Annotated in this window: 13 protein-coding genes; 5 read left to right on the forward strand and 8 right to left on the reverse strand. The window is 56.7% G+C overall.

Translation table 11 applies throughout. The features are described from left to right. Positions 1–535: 535 nt before the first annotated feature. The 6 genes from BM205_RS03690 to BM205_RS03715 form a co-directional block, all read right to left on the reverse strand. Positions 536–1315, reverse strand: a complete 780-nt coding sequence (locus BM205_RS03690) for a hypothetical protein (protein ID WP_092412714.1) — start codon at positions 1313–1315, stop codon at positions 536–538. Positions 1316–1465: 150 nt separating this feature from the next. Next, complete coding sequence (locus tag BM205_RS03695; RefSeq protein ID WP_092412716.1) at positions 1466–2185, reverse strand: acid phosphatase; 720 nt, start codon at positions 2183–2185, stop codon at positions 1466–1468. Positions 2186–2255: 70 nt separating this feature from the next. Then, positions 2256–2936, reverse strand: a complete 681-nt coding sequence (locus BM205_RS03700) for an energy transducer TonB (RefSeq protein ID WP_092412718.1) — start codon at positions 2934–2936, stop codon at positions 2256–2258. 8 nt (positions 2937–2944) lie between these two features. After that, the gene (locus BM205_RS03705) at positions 2945–3343 is read right to left on the reverse strand and encodes an ExbD/TolR family protein (RefSeq protein WP_092412720.1); all 399 of its coding nucleotides are present in this window, start codon (positions 3341–3343) and stop codon (positions 2945–2947) included. A 1-nt stretch (position 3344) separates the two neighbouring features. Then, entirely contained in the window at positions 3345–4019 is a 675-nt protein-coding gene (locus tag BM205_RS03710) for a MotA/TolQ/ExbB proton channel family protein (RefSeq protein WP_092412722.1), read from the reverse strand. A 70-nt stretch (positions 4020–4089) separates the two neighbouring features. Continuing rightward, positions 4090–6264 carry a TonB-dependent receptor domain-containing protein gene (locus BM205_RS03715; protein WP_092412724.1) on the reverse strand — a complete coding sequence of 725 codons (2175 nt, stop codon included), beginning with the start codon at positions 6262–6264 and terminating at the stop codon, positions 4090–4092. 253 nt (positions 6265–6517) lie between these two features. Here BM205_RS03715 and BM205_RS03720 point away from each other — a divergent pair, with 253 nt between their 5' ends. The 3 genes from BM205_RS03720 to BM205_RS03730 all read left to right on the forward strand — a co-directional run bounded on the left by BM205_RS03720 (position 6518) and on the right by BM205_RS03730 (position 9653). After that, a complete protein-coding gene (locus tag BM205_RS03720) occupies positions 6518–7195 on the forward strand; it encodes a response regulator transcription factor (RefSeq protein ID WP_092412726.1) in 678 nt (225 codons plus the stop codon). Then, positions 7185–8498, forward strand: a complete 1314-nt coding sequence (locus BM205_RS03725; RefSeq protein WP_254783728.1) for an ATP-binding protein — start codon at positions 7185–7187, stop codon at positions 8496–8498. Before BM205_RS03720 ends, BM205_RS03725 begins: the two co-directional genes overlap by 11 nt. A 93-nt stretch (positions 8499–8591) precedes the next feature. After that, positions 8592–9653 (forward strand): questin oxidase family protein, encoded by a 1062-nt coding sequence (locus BM205_RS03730; protein WP_092412730.1) that lies wholly within the window; start codon positions 8592–8594, stop codon positions 9651–9653. A gap of 7 nt (positions 9654–9660) precedes the next feature. Here the strand turns inward: BM205_RS03730 and garD are convergent, their stop codons facing one another. Then, a complete protein-coding gene (garD, locus tag BM205_RS03735; protein WP_092412732.1) occupies positions 9661–11250 on the reverse strand; it encodes a galactarate dehydratase in 1590 nt (529 codons plus the stop codon). Further along, positions 11247–12575: an MFS transporter gene (locus tag BM205_RS03740; RefSeq protein ID WP_254783754.1), complete on the reverse strand. Its 1329-nt coding sequence runs from the start codon at positions 12573–12575 to the stop codon at positions 11247–11249. The genes garD and BM205_RS03740 overlap by 4 nt, the downstream gene beginning before the upstream one ends. Before the next feature lie 378 nt (positions 12576–12953). Here BM205_RS03740 and BM205_RS03745 point away from each other — a divergent pair, with 378 nt between their 5' ends. Both BM205_RS03745 and kdgD read left to right on the forward strand, forming a co-directional pair. Further along, positions 12954–13712 carry a FadR/GntR family transcriptional regulator gene (locus BM205_RS03745; RefSeq protein WP_092412736.1) on the forward strand — a complete coding sequence of 253 codons (759 nt, stop codon included), beginning with the start codon at positions 12954–12956 and terminating at the stop codon, positions 13710–13712. A 334-nt stretch (positions 13713–14046) separates the two neighbouring features. Continuing rightward, positions 14047–14958, forward strand: a complete 912-nt coding sequence (gene kdgD / locus BM205_RS03755) for a 5-dehydro-4-deoxyglucarate dehydratase (protein WP_092412740.1) — start codon at positions 14047–14049, stop codon at positions 14956–14958. Positions 14959–15494 lie beyond the last annotated feature (536 nt).

The following is a 15494-nucleotide window of genomic DNA, read 5'->3' on the forward strand; positions in this document are numbered from 1 at the left end:
GCACGATCGAAAGTATGAGCGCGCTTACGTCAGCACCAGAGCCGCATGAACAGATCGTTACGTAGCAGTTGATGAGTTTTACAACATGAGTACGTTGAAAGGTTGCGCAAGGTAATTGAGTGTGATGGCAAACAGGTCAGACCGGGACTCACGAAACCTGAACTTACTTTAGAGCCAAGAGCTCGTCAAAGAAATTAGGTGTGAGTCAGCGGATTCCATCAAGGCCAGCAGGGTTCAGTCTGCAACAGGGCCGGATATAAAACTGCATCCTTATCTGTTTGGCAGTACACAAAAAAACCTTGGCAAATAGGAGGCGTCCATATAAAAGTAAGCAAAGAAAGGCGACCGCAAAGCCACTGCCTTCCCTTCGGTCAGGTCCCCAAATATGGCGCGTATCAGTCGGGTGGAAAGACCAACTCGCTACGCTCAAACATGTCTTCCCACAATTCCCGACTGACACGCGCCAAATTTGGCAGCGTCCCAATGCGGACTTCAAATTCAAAAGCAACCGCAACTGCCCTGTACTTCGACCGTATCAGCTGCTCGCTGACGATTCGCAGGGGGCATCGCTACCAACCTGGCACAACTCCTTCTCTTCCGTCCGCCTTTGCAAAGCATGCAATATGGCCAAACTGTTGGCGGCGGGTTCTAGCGGACGGACTCTGATTCTTCTGATTTCTTTATAAAGATCCTTGATCTCCGCTATGGCACGCTCATTGCGGGGCTCGCATTCGAATAAGGACAACCCTTGATCGAAGGTGCTGCGATCGTCGATCCATTCGTGAATCACTGTCTCTGCCAATGTCGCTGTCAGGATTTTGTTTGCTGCGGCCTGGGCTGGATTGTTCTCTGTTCTTGCGGCAGCGCCAAAGGCGCTGATGGCCTGGACTTCTACCACCAGCACGCGCAACGCGGGATTAAACAAGCGCAGGGTTTCGATGCGTTGAATTAATTCCTCTCCGCCATAGCCTTGGCTAGATTCGAACGGAATCACCAATACATCGGCAGCAATCAGCGCTGCGTCGGTATTGTGAGCATCGCCGCCATCGGCATCGATAATCGTATCCGGATAGTGGCTGCGGTAATAGGATGCCGGATTTTCCAACTCTGACCGCAAGTTCTCAATACCGCGCACGGTAATCTTCGTCTTGCCACCATTGGCTCTACGCCGCTTGTCCCAGCCCAGCGCATGCTGCGGCGAAGCGGCATCCAGCAGCAGTACCTTGCGATGGTTAAGCGCACAATGTGCTGCCAGGTTGAGAGCGATTACCGACCGTTTAACAGACCTGTTTTCGCTGAAAATCGTGATGATCATGATGAAACCCGCGTAGCTATCCTTGATGAATCCAGTGTAGGGAAGTGCGCATAAAGATGTCGTAAAAATACGGGCGGATCGCATAAATGACAGCTAAAAAAAAGCCAACCCGGAGATTGGCTTTCTTGCAGCATAGGGTGTCGCCCAGACTTACATGCTCTCAGCCGGCTCCGGTCCCAGTTCCAACACAGCGCGCAACTCTTTCTTTGCAGCGTCAAAGCCGTTTTTGAAATCGTCGCGGGTCTGTAACCTGGCAGCGATCACAGTCCCGGTGATGCGGCCGGTTTCGATGTCGGAACGGTAGTGGACGCCGCCGATGATGCGGTTGTTGGCGTATTCGGCGGCACGGGCCATGATCTCGGCGCGTTTTTCCGGGACCATGTTGGACAATACGATGCCCATCAACGTGCCAGCTGTTGCATGGCCGGACGGGTAAGCGCCGGAGCGGGACAGTTTGACCACGGGCTTGACTTGATCGCTATACATGAATGGGCGCGGGCGCTTCCAGACGTCCTTGTAAGTGTCAACCACGGCGCCCTCCGAATCGACCACGCGCTGGAAAAACTTGGCGAACAGCGGCAGTTGCTCGGGTTTGAATTTGACTCCCATCACATCGGCGAAACGCCAGATGTTTTCAGTGGCGTCGGCTTGCGAACGCGCTACCATTTCCGGCGTACGGGCGGCTTGCAAGGCGAGGATTTCGCTCAGCTCGGCTTTGGTCTGGAGCGAATCGTTGGCCGGTGGCGGCGGCAGCAATTTGATCAGGTCGATTTCCTTCGACGTGATGAATGGATTTTCCTCGCGCGCCAGCACCGATGCGCTGCAGGCGACGAGGGACATAACCAGTACGGAAGCAATGAATTTACGCATGACGGTACTTTCAAATAGAAACGGATTAATAAAAAAAACAAATCAATAAGATCAAACCGGTATCAAAACATCAGGATTTGAATTCAACCCAGACCTGATACACATGGTCCTTGCCCTGCATATCGGCTGGCGGCGTCGGATAGCTGGCGCTCTGCACCGACGCCAGAGCGGCGCGGTCGATCATGCCAACGCCGCTGGCGGTGACAATCCTGGCCTGGCCGGCGACGCTGTCGCGCAGATGGAACTCGACCCGCACACGCCCCGCAAAATGCAACGCCAACGCTGCCGGCGGATACACCACGGCAGCTTGCACCGCAGCCTTGACCTTGGCCGCGTACTCGGCGTTAGGTGCGTCCTTGTTACCAGCCGGTGGTGGCGCAGGCGGCGTCGGTACCGGCTCTGAAAAAGCGGTTGGCGCTTCGGCTACCGGTGCCGGTGCGCTAGGCGCTGGCTCTGGAGTCGGGACTGCCGCTGCCGACGCTGCGGGTTTCTGCGGCGCCGCCTTGGTCTTGGGCTGGACCTGCGGTTTTGGCATGGCGACCGGCGGCAAAGGTTTCGGTGGCGGCGGTGCTGGCGGTGTCGGTGGCGCCGGTTCTTCACTGACCAGCGTGATCGGCACCGGCTCCGACAAGGCCGGTTTGGACGACACCGCGCCTGCCAGCATCAGTGCCACCACGGCGACGATGCCTAGCTCGGCCAGGATCGCCAACGCAAAAGCGCCGCTCGGGAAATGACGGAAATTAATCAACATTGCCGCCTTTATTTACTATCGCCGTTGCGGGTCGCAAGGCCGAGTTCGGTAACACCACCCTTTTTGATGGCATCGATAGCCGTCATCACCTGCTGCAGCGATGCGGTTTGATTGCCGGCAATCGTGACCGCGGTCTTGCTGTTGTCCTGCCGCCGCAGCTTGTCGGTCAATTGCACCGATGTCAGCTGTTGCCCCTCAACCAGCAGGGTGCCGTCTTGCTGGATCTCGACCAGCAGCTTGGGCGTCGGAATACTGACAGCGGTGGAGCTGGTGGGCAGCTTGGTCAGGTGACCGGAAGCCGGGATCATGCGCAGCGTCAGCATCGCAAAGAAGACGAGCAGGAACAGCATGATGTCGATCATCGGAATGATTTCTATCCTGGCCTTCTTGGTTTCCAGATAGCGCATCTCAAGCCCTCGCCGCCGGATGGGAAATCGACTTTACATTAGATACGCCAGACGTAACTCGCGGCTGTAGCCGGTCGTGACGATTAAGCAGCATGACCTTGATGGTTTCCAGTTGATGCAGCACGATGCGCACGCGTGTATGCAGGGCGTTGAAGAAGGCCAGCCCGATCATGGCGATAAACAAACCGGATGCAGTGGCGATCAGCGCTTCGGCAATCCCGCCGGTAACCTGGGCCGCGCCGTTTTGCGTATCGCCCAGTACGTGGAAAGCGTTGAACATGCCGATGATGGTACCGAACAAACCGAGCAGCGGCGCCAGCGTGACGACGGTATCGAGCAGCCACAGCGAGCGGTCGAGCGTCGGTACTTCATGCATGATGGCTTCTTCCAGGTGGCCGTCGAAAGTGGCGCGGTCAACATTGGCCGGCTCATGCTGCAACACGTCGAACAAACGGCCGTGCGGCAGGCGCGCCAGTTTTTGCGGCAACACGCCCTGCTCTTGTCCGCCATCTTCACGCTTGAGCATGGCGATGATCTGTTCGCCGCCTTGCTGCATGTTGGACAGGTAACGCGCGCGTTCGATGATGACGGTCAAGGCGACCAGCAACAGCACCAGCATCAGGTACAGCGTGCCGCCGGATTCGTTAGCCAGTTCATGCAGGTGTGAAATATTCATGATGTAGATTCAGATAAATGGGAGAGCAAAGCTCTCCCGATGGATCGAATGCCCTAAGTCCGACAGGCGTTTAGAAATCCAGATTCAAAGCCAGCGACAAACTCCGCGCCGGCAACAGCGTCAACACATCTCCCGGCGCCGGCGCCGAAGTCGTGGTGGTAGCCGGGTTGACGCCGACGATGCTGTGCTTGTCGAACAGGTTGTTGATGCCGAACTGGATCTTTGCCTGTTTGATGAACTGCGCCGGATGCTTGATGGTGTAGTTGACGAACAGGTTGGAGATCGTGAATGGCGCGATCTTGACTGCCTGGTGCACGCTGCCGTTGTCGTTGTACATGGTGCCGACACGCTTGTTGAGCCAGCCGATATCCCAGCCGCCCTGGTTGTAGTTCAAGCCCAGTGTCTCGGTGTCGCTAGGTGCGCTGGCAACCCATTGGCCGTTGGCGAACTTGGCGGTACCGTAGGTGGCGTTGGCGTACAGGCTGAAGCCGGCGCCGAGGACGACGTTACCTTCAGCCTCGATGCCTTGGGTGGTGGAGCTGCCGTTGGCGAAGAAGGTGGTATTGCCGGCGTTATCGGTAAAGGACGAGTAGGCGTTATCGAACTTGATATGGTAAGCATCGATATCGAAGGTAAAGCGATCCGATTTCCAGACCGAGCCGATCTGGAAGGTCTTGCTCTTGATCGATGACGGCAGGGCAGTGACTTTGGCGTTCTTGACATCGAAGACGCTGCTTGGCGGAATTTCATCGCCAACCACGTACTGGCCGTAGACCGACCAGTTCGGCTGCAGCATGTAGTGGACATCGAACGACGGCAACACCGTGTTGTAAGTCACCGCATGCCCGACGCTAGGCAGGCCACCCAGGTTACCGACGGTCTTGCCGTTATCGGCGTATTGGGTCAGATCCTGGCGATACGACGAATATTTGACACCTGGCGTGATCTTCAGATCCTTGGCGACCTGAAACTCGTATTCAACGAACGGTTGCAGAATGGTGGTCTTGAAACGTTCGTGGAAATTCGGCAGCACCGAATCAACCCAGGTCCGTGGATCGGATGGGATCTGGTAGCGATTGGTATCGGCGTTTTCCGCCCACAGGCCGGTGCGCAGGATGCCGAAACTGGATTCCTGGCTCAGGCGCAGCAGGTTACCGTAGGTGCGGTAGGCGTTGAGCTTGTCGGTGGCGCTGGTGGCCGTGATGGTGGAACCGTTGTAATTCTGCTGATTATGATAAGCGTAGGTGTAGAGCTTGTCGTCCAGCTTCCAGCCGCCGCCGAGGTTCGAGGTCAGGCCGGCATATTCGAAGTCCGAGGTGACATGGTAGAAATTGTAGCCCCAGTAGTTGGCCTGCTTGGGATTGTTGCTCAACAAATAATCGTCGCCGAACTGCGCGATCTGGGCTCGGGTTCCACCCTTGGTATTCGGGGTATTGGCTTTCAGGTCGATATAGGAACCGAACAAGGTCAACGCGGTGTTGTCGGTAATTGCATATTGATATTTGAGCGACACCGCATCGCGCGTTTGCTTGTTGTAAGTTTGATAGCCATCCGATGTCATTTGATGGGCGTTCACCAGCAGGTTGGACGAGCCGTCCGGACCGAACTGGCCGCTTTCAACCTCGGCACCGTAAATCTTGGTATTAAATGAACCGTACGATCCGAACACGCTGGTGCGCTGGTCCGGTTCCAGGTTGCGCGACAGCAGGTTGACCGAACCGCCGAAGTTGGCCGGGCCGATGGTCGCTGCCGAGCCTGGGCTGCGGTCGACTACCGCGCCGCCCAAAAACTGGCTTGGGAAAAATGCCCATGTGTGATGCGACGGGCTATTCGTGTCCTGGAATGGAATGCCGTCGAAGCTGATCGTGTAGTCGCCGTCGGAGAAGCCGCGGAAGAAGGTCTTGGTATCGCCCAGGCCGACACCGTTCGGGCTATAGCTGTACATGCCCGGCGTCATCTGCAGCACCTGGCTGAAATCGGCTACCGGCGAAGTCAGGTTGCGGATGAACTCATCGCTCACTATCGATTGCGCCGAACGTGCTGTCAGTGAACTCTGCGACGGTGCGGTCTTGTCGGCAGTGATGGCCTTGCCGGTTACTTCAACGGTACCGGACCCGCCGTTGGCGCTAACGGCGCCAAGATCGGTTGCTTGCTGCGCGTTGGCGATAATCGGTGCAGTCATGCACATGACGGCTAATGCCTGCAAGACTTGCTGGGTGGTCGGCTTCAAACTGGGGCGCTTCATTTCTAGGTTTCCTTTTTTTGAATTCAGATCGTGTCGTAAAAATCGAAAGAAGATGTTCCGTGAATGGCTTGCAGCTACGTGCAGGAGCGTGCTGGCCGTAGTTCGGGGCGAAGCATAAGCTTTGAAAATTAAGCGAAAATGATCTTAAAAAAATCTGCCCGAATCTGTCTGATTTACGTCAATCACCCGCATATTTCACGCGCTCGTCACAATCGGCTGCTATTTTGTAAGGTCGACCAGGCCAAGACACCCAATGCGCTTACTTCTGATTGAAGACGACTACATGCTGGGCAATAGCATCCGTAAAGGGTTCTATCGCTATGGCTTTACCGTTGACTGGACGCAGGACGGGATTGCCGCCGAAGCCGCCCTCGCTGCGGAATCGTATTCGGCCGTGATGCTGGATTTGGGGCTGCCGCGCAAATCGGGACTGGAAGTGCTGAAGAAAATGCGCTCCGACAGCAACAGCACGCCGGTCATCATTCTGTCAGCCAGCGACCGCGTGCTGAACCGGATTGAAGGATTGGATGCGGGCGCCGACGATTACCTGAGCAAACCCTTCGATCTGGATGAGCTGGCCGCGCGCGTGCGCGCTTTACTGCGGCGTAGCGGCGGCCGCACCAGCCCGTTGCTGACACATGGCGATATTCATTTCGACCCTGCCAGCAATACCGTCACCTATAAGGGCAAGAATATTTCCCTGAGCAGCCGCGAGCTGATGGTGCTGGCGGCGCTGATCGAGAAGCCAGGCGCTGTGCTGTCGCGAGCCCAGCTGGTAGACAAAGTCTATGGCTGGAACGATGATGTCGAAAGCAATACCATCGAAGTGCATATCCATGCATTGCGTAAAAAATTATCTCCCGGCGTAATCCGCAACATCCGCGGCCTCGGCTATATGCTCGCCAGCAGTGAAAGTACATGTGTCAATTAGGAACCGACTGCTGTTTTGGCTGCTGTCCGGATTGACCATCCTGGGCGCGTGTTTTGTGCTGGCGGACTATCTGATCGACCGCGCATTGCTGGCCGATATCTACGACGACCAGATGAGCCAGATTGCCTACGCGATTCCCGCCCATTTCAGCAGCAGCGATCTGGAAAGAAGCGCCCCTGCGCTTAAATACGACGGCGACGACAGCATCTTGCAGATTTGGGATGAAAACGGAAAACTGCGGTACACCTCGCATCCAGCCATGGTCCTGCCGCAATTCGCGAAACTCGGGTTCAGCGAAGTGCGATGGCATGACAGCGAGTGGAAACTTTTTATCCGCAAGACCGACAGCAATTTCATCCAGGTGGCGCAGTCGTTGAGCGGCAGGCGCAATATCGCCGTAGAACATGCGCTGCGTTCCCTGATCCCGCTGCTGATATTCTTGCTGATCATGGGCTTGCTGATACATTGGAGTGTCGGCACCGGGTTGCAATCGTTAACCAGGCTGTCGCAAGAATTGGAAAAGCGCACGCCCGACAAGCTGGGGCGCCTGGCCTCGCAAGACCAACCGGCTGAAATCAAACCGCTGACGCACGCACTCGACACTTTGCTGCAGCGTCTCGGCATCGCTCTGGAAAGCCAGAAAAAATTCATTGCCGATGCTTCGCATGAATTGCGCACGCCATTGGCAACCTTGCAAATCCAAACCCAGCTGGTGGAGCAGTCGCTGGGAAGCGGACGCGAGACGTATGCGCTGGCCGATCTGAAGGCTGGCGTTAAAAGAACCAGTCATCTGGTCGAGCAGCTTCTGATGGTGTCGCGCCTGGAGTCGGCCGGGATCCAGGATCAGCACGTACCGCTGCAACTGCACGAGATTGCGCGCGAGGTGACGATTGATCTTATCCCCTATGCCAACATGCGAAAGATCAACCTCGGCGTGGAACAGCTGGACGCGGGCGCCATCATAGGATCGGAACATCATTTGCACATCCTGCTACGCAACCTGATCGACAACGCGGTGCGTTATACGCCCAGCGGCGGCCAGGTCGACGTCACCATCCGGGCCCGGCAAGATGACATCCTGCTGGAGATAGAAGACAGCGGCCCCGGCATTCCGCCGGCAGAAAGAGAGCGTGTTTTCGACCGTTTCTATCGCTGTCTGGTACCGCAAGCAACCGGCAGTGGCCTTGGCCTGGCGATCGTCAAGCAGGTGGCCGAACTGCATCAGGCTGAAGTACAACTCGGTCAGGCGCAGCGACTGCGCGGATTGAAAGCCAGCGTTATCTTCAAGAGAGCCGCCTGGTAATCTGTAATTTGCAATCTACAAAATTCTGGTTGACTTCAAGTTGACTTGAACTTGCATACTGGGTTCGTCTACCACTTATCCTGAGCCAATGACATGAATCAACGACTGCGCGAACCAACCCTGCATCACCTGCTCGACGACAACGCTCGCTTTGCAGCAGACAACGGAGGCATGGCCAATCACTGTCCGATGGCGCTTTGCGCGCTGGCCGCCATGGGTGCGCAACCCGCGCGCCTGCAGGAATTTTTCGATAAGTGGGAAGGCCGCTTCGCGCTGGCTGCCAAGCCTGCCGTCAGATCCGTCAACCGCGAAACCTGGCCGTTTTCCCTCGGCGACGCCAGTGCATTCACCGCTTTGTGCGGATTCTATGAAGAATGGATCTGGAGCGCCGGCGCGGATGCCGTACTTGCACAAGTGCTGAGCCGGATACCGTTTGCCCCTGCCAGCGGTGCTTTTCACGCCTTGATCCGGCTCGGATATGGCCTGGAAGCAGAACATGTCGGCGAAATCGCAGCCGGGCTTGCGGCGCTGGTCAGCGGCAATCTGTACATCGATATGGGATCGCGGCAACGCGTTCCCGCCGCTTCGGTGAAACAAGGTTTGGCGGTATTGTCGCGCGCAATGAACGGCAAGACATTCACTGGCGACTGGATTGTAGCGCGCCTGCGCGCGGTGGGCGCCGACCCGTCGTTTTACACGACGCTACCGGCCGCACCGGCGCAACCGCAACAACAGCTGCTCGACGACATGGCGCTGGCGGCAATAGCCTTGTATTGGCAAACCAATAATTTTACTGCCCTGCATATTGTCACTGGCCTGCACGCCACGCGCCGCGTCATGGCACATTTGCCGCCAACGCTGGCGCAGCGTTTGCTGCCGGATTTGTGGGTAGCATTTTGCGCCGCCTATGTGTCGACAGGTGCGCCACCTCTGGCCGCTTCACATGTCACTCTGCACGCCACACTGCCAGAGGAAGAGGTCCTGGTCGACAGCGCGGACACGTGGCATGACCTGTTCACCACCGCCATCGCTTCCGACGACGACCATGTGATCAAGCTGGTGTACACCTGCTATTGCGAAAACCGGCGCGCGCCATCACCGCTGTATCTGGCTGCAGCGGCGCGGCGGGCCGGCCGCGTGTTCCAGATGCATTAGGGCCGGGTCAGGTGATAGGCGCCGGATTGAACAGCGTCAATGCGTTATGCAATTTGTGATGTTCCGCCCAAGTCTTCTTGCGGCCGCTGGCGACATCCAGCATGAGATGAAACATCTCCCAGCCCACGTCTTCGATGCTGGCTTCGCCACTGGCAATGCGGCCGGCATTGACATCCATCAGATCGTGCCAGCGTCGCGCCAGGTCGTTGCGGGTCGCCACTTTGATGACCGGTACTGCCGCCAGGCCGTAGGGCGTGCCGCGGCCGGTGGTGAATATGTGCAGGTTCATGCCAGCCGCCAGTTGCAAGGTGCCGCAGACAAAATCGCTGGCCGGCGTGGCTGCATAGATCAAACCTTTTTGCTTCAGCTTGTCGCCAGGCGAGAGCACGCCGGAAATAACGCTGCTGCCTGACTTGACGATCGAGCCCATGGCTTTTTCGACGATGTTGGCGAGGCCGCCTTTTTTATTTCCCGGCGTGGTGTTGGCGCTGCGGTCGACGCCGCCGCGGGTAAGATAGTCGTCGTACCAGGCCATCTCGCGGATCATGGCTTGCGCTACCTCGGCATTGGCAGCGCGCGCAGTGAGCTGGTCGATTCCGTCGCGCACTTCGGTGGTTTCGGAAAACATCACCGTGGCGCCGGCGCGCACCAGCAAATCGCTGGCAAAACCCACCGCCGGATTGGCTGTGACGCCAGAGAAAGCATCACTGCCGCCGCACTGGACCCCGACAATCAGATCCGATGCCGGACAAGCAACACGGCGCCGCTTATTCAATTCGCTCAATTGCTCTTCTGCAGTGGCCATGATCGATGTGATCATCGACTCGAAGCCGACATGTTCGGCATCCTGCAAACACACCACCCGCAAGCCTTCTTCCTTGCCGCCGGTGCTTTGAATCGGAATCGAGCCCTGCGGGAAAAGCCGGCCCGGTTGCAATTTTTCGCAACCCAGGCTGACCACCATGGCCTGGCCGCCGAAATTCGGATTCATGCTGATGTTACGCAAGGTGCGGATCGGGATCTCGGCGCCCGGCGCGTCGATCGCAACGCCGCAGCCGTATGTATGTTCAAGACCGATGACATCGTCGACGTGCGGGTATCGCGGCAGCAATTCGGCCTTGATACGCTTGACCGCGTGTTCCACTACACCCGATACGCATTGCACAGTGGTGCTGATCGCCAGGATATTGCGGGTGCCGACTGTACCGTCGGCATTGCGATAACCGTCGAAGGTGTAGCCCTCCAACGGCGTTGCCGCCGCGGGAACCTTGGTAGCAATCGGCAAATTGGTCAGCTCCCGCGCCGGCGGCATCCGCACCAGCGATTCTTCGATCCAGCTTCCTTGTGCAATCGGCCGTTGCGCATAACCGATCACCACGCCATAGCGCACGATGGACTCGCCTTCCGCCAGATCGCGCAGGGCGACCTTATGGCCCTGCGGTACTTTGTCGCGCAGCACCAGCCCGCACGGGAAGACCGCGCCGGCCGGCAAACCGCCGTCATTGGCCACAATCGCAACGTTGTCCTGCTCCTGCATACGGATGTACAGCGGCGTATTGTTGTTGCCCGTATCGACAACCGGTGCTGCCTTGATCATGATTCCGCTCCAGATAATTTCTTGTATGGCTGTCCGGCATCGTCAAGCGGCTTGAGCTCGACGCGTTTGATGTCTTTCACAATCACCAGGTAGCTGATCACGGCTAGCAGGGCATTGGCGCCGACGTACACCAGCGCCCACTCGAAAGAACCGGTTTCCTTGATGATATAGCCGATCACGATCGGTGCGGTGATGCCGGCGATATTGCCGAACATGTTGAACAGGCTGCCGGTAAGACCGATGATCTCTTTCGGCGAAGTATCGGCCACAACGGCCCAGCCCAGCGCGCCGACACCCTTGCCGAAAAACGCCAGCGCCATAATGCCGACCACCATCCATTGGGTATCGACGTAATTGCACAAGATCATGGTGGTCGACAGCAGCAATCCGGCGACGATAGGAATCTTGCGAGCCCAGGTCAACGAGAAGCCGCGTTTGATCAGGCGGTCCGAAATCATGCCGCCCAATACGCCGCCGAGAAAGCCGCAGATCGCCGGCAGCGAAGCCACGATGCCCGCTTTCAGGATCGACATGCCGCGTTCCTGCACCAGATAGATCGGGAACCAGGTCAGGAAGAAATAGGTGATTGTATTGATACAGTATTGGCCGAGATACACCCCCGCCAACATGCGGTTGCTGAGCAGCTGCTTGAGATAACCCAGCTTGACGCCACGGTTAACCTTGCCGCTCTTGCTCCCTCCCAACCCCTGATCCATGTCGACCAGGCCGCCGCCGTCGCGGATATGCGCCAGTTCCGCCGAAGTCATGCGCGGATGATCTTTCGGGCTATGCATCGTCCGCATCCAGATCATGCTCAGTACCAGACCCGCAGCACCCATCACCACAAACGTTTCCGACCAGCCATAGGCATGCGTGATCCAGGCCATCAAGGGAGCGAACAACACGGTAGAAAAATATTGCGCCGAATTGAAAATTGCCGAGGCGGTGCCGCGTTCAGTTGTCGGAAACCAGGCCGCGACGATACGGCCGTTGGCGGGAAAGGAAGGCGCTTCGGCCAGGCCGACCATGAAGCGCAGCATGAATAGTGCCGGCACTGCCCACAGCACACCGAGAAAATGGACCCCGCCTTGCAGCAGGGTGAATAGCGACCAGATAAAGATGCTGGCGGCGTACACGCGCTTCGAACCGTAGCGGTCTAGCAACCAGCCACCCGGCAATTGCCCCAGCACGTAAGCCCAGCTGAAGGCGGAAAAGATGAATCCCATGGTGACGGCGTCGAAGCCCAGCTCGCTTTTCATTGCGGTACCTGCAATGGAAAGGATGGCGCGATCGGCGTAGTTGAAAGTGGTCACCATGAACAGCATGAACAAAATCGTGTAGCGCAGCTTGCCACGTTGAGCCGATACCGGCCCAGTAGTTTTGTTGATATTCACCTACGTCTCCTGTCGTTTTCCAGAGTCAGCGCTTGCAATGAAGCCGCTTGATACGCTGCAGATCCCCACTATCCGAACTCGTCATCGCGCATCTTGCGTATTTTGCGGATCGGAACCGGATTGTCGGCTGTTGTTTGTCGGTTATTACCTGCCCGTTATTGCTTGCTGCAGGGCGCCGTTATTATTGTTATTGATGTTTATGTGTACTAGACTACAGTTGTGTTATCAGTCATCCTACAACTTGAATCGTAGTATAATCACCGAAAAATAATTTAGCAACTAGATTTACTTTTCCCGCGGCCCCACCCCATGAATACACCGCTCAATACTCTGCCCGTTCCAAGCGCTCCGCCAAAAAAACATCGCAACCTGGCGCAGAGCGTGGTCGCCAATATTGCCGACAGCATTCGCACCGGCGTCAGCAAACCGGGGGACAAACTGCCGACCGAATCCGAACTGATGCGCACGCAAGGCGTCAGCCGCACAGTGATACGCGAAGCAATTTCGCATCTGCAAGCCTCGGGGCTGGTAGAAACGCGGCACGGCATCGGCACTTTTGTATTGGCAGCAAGCAACCCTGGTAATTTCGACATCGATCCGGAAACCGTGGTCACCATGCGCGATATCCTGGCCATCCTGGAACTGCGCATCAGCCTCGAAGCGGAAGCCGCCGGACTGGCGGCGGCACGGCGCAATGACGAGCAACTGGCGCAAATGCGGATGGCGCTGGATGCCTTCCAGAAAAGCGCCAACGAGCATGGCGACTCGGTTGCGGCCGATGTGCAGTTCCATTTGCACATCGCCCAAGCCACCGGCAACCGTTATTTTGTAGATATCCTGACCCACCTCGGCACCACCATCATTCCGCGCACCAGGATCAATTCCGCCAAACTGGCACATGACGATCCGGCGGCCTATCTGGACCGCGTGCATCGTGAGCATGAAGATATCTACAACGCCATCGTGCGTCAGGACCCGGAGACAGCACGGGCAGCAATGCGCACCCATCTGAGCAATAGCCGCGAGCGTTTGCGCAAGGTGCAGGACAGCATGGCGTTGCAGTCGTAAACGGCTGACTGGCTGGCAGGCTGGCTGGCTGACAACGAACTGACTGCAATCGAACAAAATCGAACAATCAAGCTGCCGGCGTACCCGGCAGCTTCAGCCACTCGGTAACCCCCTCTCCGCGACGCACTGCCTGCAACCTGTTTTCCACCGGTTTTCGCCGTTTTAACCCCATCCTCTTTGTCCTCCTGAATAAAACAAACGATATTTTCCGGCTTGCATACTGCAAATCTTTGTTGTACGATGACTGATAACTTAAATCCCTGAACGCCAACATGCCCTTCTGCGTGGCAAAGGCGCTCGATCATCAACCGCAGCACTACACGATACCGAGACCATGAATCCTCAAGAACTCAAACAAGTACTTTCCTCCGGCTTGCTGTCTTTCCCGATTACCGATTTCGATGCGCAAGGCAATTTCCGCCCGAGCACCTACGCGGAACGGCTTGAATGGCTGGCTCCCTACGGTGCGAGTGCCTTGTTTGTGGCCGGCGGCACCGGCGAGTTCTTTTCGCTCACCACCTCCGAATACTCTGACGTAGTACGGCTGGCGGTAGAAACCTGCCGTAGCAAAGTGCCGATCCTGGCCGGCGCCGGCGGCCCCACCCGCACCGCCATTGCTTTCGCACAAGAAGCCGAACGCCTGGGCGCGCAAGGCATCCTGCTGATGCCGCACTACCTGACAGAAGCATCCCAAGATGGTTTGGTAGCCCATGTTGAAGCCATCTGCAACTCAGTCAAATTCGGCGTAGTCGTGTACAACCGCGGCATCTGCCGCCTGAATGCAGATTCGATGGAATTGCTGGCAGCGCGTTGCCCTAACCTGATCGGCTTCAAGGATGGCATCGGCGACATCGAACTGATGGTATCGATCCGCCGCCGCCTTGGCGATCGCATGACTTATTTAGGCGGCTTGCCGACTGCAGAATTGTTTGCCGCACCGTACAAGGCGCTCGGCGTACCGGTTTATTCGTCGGCGGTATTCAATTTCATGCCGAAACTGGCTATGGATTTCTACACTGCAGTCAAGAATGACGACCACGCTACCACTGGCCGTTTGCTGGATAGTTTCTTCCTGCCTTACCTGGCAATCCGCAACAAGAAAGCGGGTTACGCCGTCAGCATTGTCAAAGCCGGCGCAACTATTGTCGGTCATGATGGTGGGCCGGTACGGACGCCGTTGATTGATTTGAATGCGGAAGAGTGTGAGCAGTTGAAGGCGTTGATTTTGGCGCAAGGACCGCAGTAATAAGTAAACAGGCTACGGTTTGTACTCCGTGGACCGTTAATTAGGGTCAGAGTCAAGTTTCGCGATAAAGCCTGCGAAAGTTGACTCTGACCCTAAATAACTGCGTGGGGTTGTTTTTGACGCGGCTTTTGACTTTGAAGTCCGCATGGGGACGCTGCCAAATGTGGCGCGTGTCAGTCGGGAATTGTGGGAAGACATGTTTGAGCGAAGCGAGTTGGTCTTCCCACCCGCCTGATACGTGACGCATTTGGGGACCTGACCGAAGGGAAGGCAGTGGCTTTGCGGTCGCCTTCTTTTGGTTACTTTTCTTGGCGAAGCAAGAAAAGTGACTAGCTGCCGGGCTACCCCCGGCATGTATCCACGGAGTAGCAACCGTTTCAGCTAACGACCACCGAATTTACTCCGTAGCCCGTTAAAAGGGGTCAGAGTAATTTACGACGATAAGACTGTCGTAAAAAAACTCTGACCCCATTTAACTACACTCGCGGCGACAAAAAAGTAATTGCTTTTGCGATGACGCAAAAAATCGAACATTT

This window comes from Collimonas sp. OK307, assembly GCF_900113705.1.
Lineage (GTDB): Bacteria > Pseudomonadota > Gammaproteobacteria > Burkholderiales > Burkholderiaceae_D > Collimonas.